General features: G+C 66.1%; 2 protein-coding genes and 1 pseudogene. 1 reads left to right on the top strand and 2 read right to left on the bottom strand.

Going from position 1 to position 4,190, the window contains the following annotated elements:
• Positions 1 to 450: 450 nt before the first annotated feature.
• Positions 451 to 1,884 (bottom strand): pentapeptide repeat-containing protein, encoded by a 1,434-nt coding sequence (locus H5397_RS17095; RefSeq protein ID WP_220492390.1) that lies wholly within the window; start codon positions 1,882 to 1,884, stop codon positions 451 to 453.
• A gap of 392 nt (positions 1,885 to 2,276) precedes the next feature.
• On the opposite strand from H5397_RS17095, the gene H5397_RS17090 reads away from it, so the two are divergent.
• Positions 2,277 to 2,849, top strand: a complete 573-nt coding sequence (locus tag H5397_RS17090) for a recombinase family protein (RefSeq protein WP_182818923.1) — start codon at positions 2,277 to 2,279, stop codon at positions 2,847 to 2,849.
• A 348-nt stretch (positions 2,850 to 3,197) separates the two neighbouring features.
• Here H5397_RS17090 and H5397_RS17085 read toward each other — a convergent pair.
• Positions 3,198 to 4,061, bottom strand: a pseudogene (locus H5397_RS17085) (IS3 family transposase); the annotation flags it as partial.
• Between the last annotated feature and the right edge of the window lie 129 nt (positions 4,062 to 4,190).

Genomic DNA, 4,190 nt, shown 5'->3' with positions numbered 1-4,190 from the left:
TACTACAACCGGACCCGAAGGCATTCGACACTAGGCTATTTGACACCACACGAATACGAGCTAGGATTCAGACACATCCGCGAACTCGCGGCATAAACTACGCCTCCATTTTTTCGGGAACACTCCATCTGAAGGCTCGGTGACCAGCCGCAAGGTGTCCAATAGGCCGCGGACCTCCCGTGAGTGGTCGGTGGTGGCTAGGCGGGTGAGGATCGTGGTGCGGGCTGCGGCCCGCTCGTCCTCGGTGGGGTCGAGGGAGCGGAGGGCAGCAGTCCCTTCGCCCCACGGGTTCGATGACGTGCGCCGACTGCGCGGGTTGGCCCGCGCCTTGCACGGGCTAGCCCGAACGCGCCGCTAGGGGGTTCGCGCTCACCCGGTGACGTCAACCGACCTTGCTGCGCACCGAAGCTTCAGACTTGTTCAGATCGTGACGGTCGCGGGGCGTGCTTCTCAGTTCTTCTTGAGTAGCCCGGTGAGGCCGGCGATCAGGATGGCGGTTTGTAGCCAGCCGAAGGCTTTGAGGGCGATCAGGGTCCAGGCCAACCAGAGGGGGCTGGTAATGGTCCAGCTGGACGGGATGATTCCTGCAGCCGGTGGGATCACCACGGCTGCCCCGTAGAGCCCCGGATCGAGCGGTGCGCCACCGGTTAGGGCCTGGGTGGCCCCGAAGAAGAAGGTGAGAGTCCCGGCCATGATTGCTGCGGCGATCAGCCAGACGCCAGCCAGCAGTGGGTAGTAGCCGTAGCCGGCGAACCAGCCGTAAAGGGTTCTCAGCAGCTTGGTCGGGAGTTTGCTGCGTGCTGTCACCCTCCGGGCGGCTGCGACGCGCAGCCGTTTGGCATCGGTTGGGCGGCCCTGTCGGTCGTAGACAGCGGCCGCCTCATGCCATGGTTGCAGCGCGAACTCCTTTGCGGGCACTGCGTCCAGCCAGCTGGTCATCGTCTTGGGGTCGTTGAGTCCGCCATGGATGTCGCCCAGCCGCCAACCCGTCACAACCAGCTGACCCGGGGGCTTGTCACTGCCGACGAGCACGTTCAGGGTGGCGAACTTCATCGTCACCTGACCGGTGGCGGTGAACCCCTCGTCGAGGAACATCCCCCCGGTGATCGTGGCCCCGTCCAGGTTGAGGGCGTCGCCGTCGGGGTTGGTGAGGGTGGCGCCCCTCAAGTTCAGCACGCCGCCGATGTTGGCCCCGGGCGCCCGCACGCCGCCGGTGGCGGTGAACTTCTCGTCGAGGAACAGGTCGCTGGTGATCGTGGCCCCGTCCAGGTTGAGGGCGTAGCCGTGGGGGTTGGTGAGGGTGGCCCCCCGCAAGGACAGCTGGCCGGCGATGTTGGCCCCGAGCGCTCGCACCCCACCGGTGGCGGTGAACTTCTCGTCGAGGAACATCCCGCCGGCGATCGTGGCCCCGTCCAGGTTGAGGGCGTTGCCGTCGGGGTTGGTGAGGGTGGCCCCTCGCAAGTTCAGCTGGCCGGCGATGTTGGCCCCGTTCGCCCGCACCGCGCCGGTGGCGGTGAACCCGCCGGTGAGGAACACGTCGCCGGTGATCGTGGCCCCGTCCAGGTTGAGGCCGGGGGTGTGGCTGCCGGTTAAGACCAGCTGGCGGCAGGCTAGGCCTTTCATCAAGACGGGCTCGTTGAATCGCGAGTCGGTGACGGTGAGCGTGCAGGGCAATGTGGCGTGTTCTAGATCAAGAGCCCCGATGATGTTGGCGCCCCGGATTCGCAGCCCTCGGGGGTCAGGGTCAAGACCCTTGGTCAGTAGCGCGGCCCGGACAGCAGCGGCTGGGATCGTCCTACCCGGATCCCACTCGTCGGCCTCAGTCGGATTGGCTGAGCCTTCCCCGGCAAGATCCAGCTGGGTGCCCGACCTGGCCGCGGCCACCAAACGAGCCACCCACACACTGTCGTCCGCCATAAGCGCAGTCTGCCTTTGAGCCAAGGGACCGAGCCAGTCCAGTCGAGCGCGCACGTGGTCACGCACAGGAGACGACGACCACTCGCGACTCACTGACGTTCGGTTTCGAGTCCCCCTGGGACACGAGCCCGGACCGGCGCCGCGGCGTCCGCCGGCAGGAGATTGAGATTTCCGAGAGTGGTAACCACGGGGGTGGCGAGTGCCTGCTGGGTGGGTAGACAGGCTGCCGGCCCCTCCCACGCGCAGCTGTTCGGTGTCCAGCGGGGTGTACTCCATGGACGGCTGAAACAGCTCCTAGCCTGACCGTAAACCCAAGCCTCGCATGCGACACTTTGACGAATGCGACGGAAGGTCTAGACGTGGGTGGACGGGTGTACGGATATGCGCGAGTTAGCTCGAAGGATCAGAACCTGGAGCGCCAACGTGAAGCGCTCGCCGGCGTCGACGTGCTGGTCGAGGAGCAGGTCTCTGGGAAGAATGTCGCCGATCGCGAGAAGCTCCGTACGCTGATGGCGTTCGCGCAGGCGGGGGACACCATCCGGGTGAAGTCGATCGACCGGCTCGCCCGTGACACTCGGGACCTGCTGCGGATCGTGGACGAGCTCGCGGCCAAGGGCGTGGCGATCGAGTTCCTGGACTCACCCATGCTCAACGTGACCACCAAGGAAGGGCGCGCGATGCTGACGGTCTTCGCAGCCTTCGCCGAACTCGAGCGCGAGGCCATCCGCGAGCGTCAGGCCGAAGGGATAGCCCTCGCGAAGGCCGCAGGCAAGTACCGCAAGGCCCGAAGGCTCACCGCTGAGGAGATCGCTGCCGCGCGGTTGCGCATCGAGGTCGGAGTGCCCAAGGCGCGGGTGGCCAAGGACCTCGGCGTGAGCCGCCAAACCCTCTACTCGGCGCTCGAGGGCAGGGGCAGCTACTCGGCGGTCTAAGGGCTCTTCCCAATCGAGGGTGGGTGGGTGACTGCGCGGGCTGAGCGTTGAGGAGCATGAAGAACCCGCCGGTATCCGGGCAACTGAAGATGAGACTCACTTCCGGTGACGATGGGAGCCGCTAGCAGCGTGCCCCGACCAGCGCCGCAAGTCTCAGCCGGTATCTGCATGACGCTGTCGTGACTCAACTCACCCGGCCCCGTTGATCGACATCAGACCTAGCACTGACATGCGCGGCGCCCTGGAATCGACATCCCGCCTGATGGTCGTGACTTCACTCGCATACCCAGAGTCGGCGTCCTCGAGTGGCAAACAGGTCGTGACTGGAGTCCGCGTGGGCCGCCCCCTTCATTCGGTCCGGACGCTCTGTGAGTCGTCGGTTTCGATTTGATGGGTGCATTGCTGAGCGTACTCGGCTGGGGGTAGGTAGCCGAGCGAGGAGTGCCGGCGGTGGTGGTTGTACTCGTCCTTCCAGTCGCCGATGATGACCTGCGCGTGCAGTAGCGAGTAGAAGCTGTTGATGTTGAGGCACTCGTCGCGGATCCGGCTGTTGAACGACTCGACGTACCCGTTGCGCCACGGCGAGCCCGGAGGGATGTAGGACAGGCCTGTGCGGGTGCCGGCCCAGTCGGCCATCGCCTCGCTGATGAACTCCGGCCCGTTGTCCGACCTGAGCACCGCCGGGGCGCCCCGGGCGGCGACGAGGTCCTCGAGGTGGGCGGTGAGCCGGTCGGCGGTGATCGATCGTTCGGTGAGGCCGCCGATGCACTCCCGGGTGTGTTCGTCGACGATCGAGCAGATCTTGATCAATCGTCCGTGCTCGTCGGCGTCGAACTGGAAGTCCACCGCCCACACCACGTTCGGCGCGTCCGCCGTCGGCGCGTCGACGGTCGAGGACCCGACGCGCTTGCGTCGACGCCGCTGCGGGACCCGGAGCCCTTCGTCACGCCACAGGCGTTGGTTCTTCTTGTGGTTCACCACCCACCCCTCGGCGCGGGCGTCGTGATACGCCCGCCGGTACCCGTAGCGGGGATGGTCCTTCGCCCAGGCGCGCAGCCACTCCCTGAGCGCCCGGTCTGGGGCCGTGACCGTGTCGCCCTTGAGCGGTCGCCGGTACGCGGAGCGGCTCAGCCCGACCAGACGGCACGCCATCCGTTCGCTCACCCGCAACTTGCGCTTGAGGTGATCGACGGCGGCGGGGCGCCTGTCCGGGCTGGAGTGTTCCCGAAAAAATGGAGGCGTAGTTTATGCCGCGAGTTCGCGGATGTGTCTGAATCCTAGCTCGTATTCGTGTGGTGTCAAATAGCCTAGTGTCGAATGCCTTCGGGTCCGGTTGTAGTA

Origin of the sequence: Propioniciclava sp. MC1683 (genome assembly GCF_014164675.1) — a bacterium.
In the GTDB taxonomy this organism is placed as follows: Bacteria; Actinomycetota; Actinomycetes; order Propionibacteriales; family Propionibacteriaceae; genus Propioniciclava.
The sequence above is the reverse complement of the archived record's forward strand: the minus strand, read 5'-3'. Positions and strand labels throughout refer to the sequence as shown.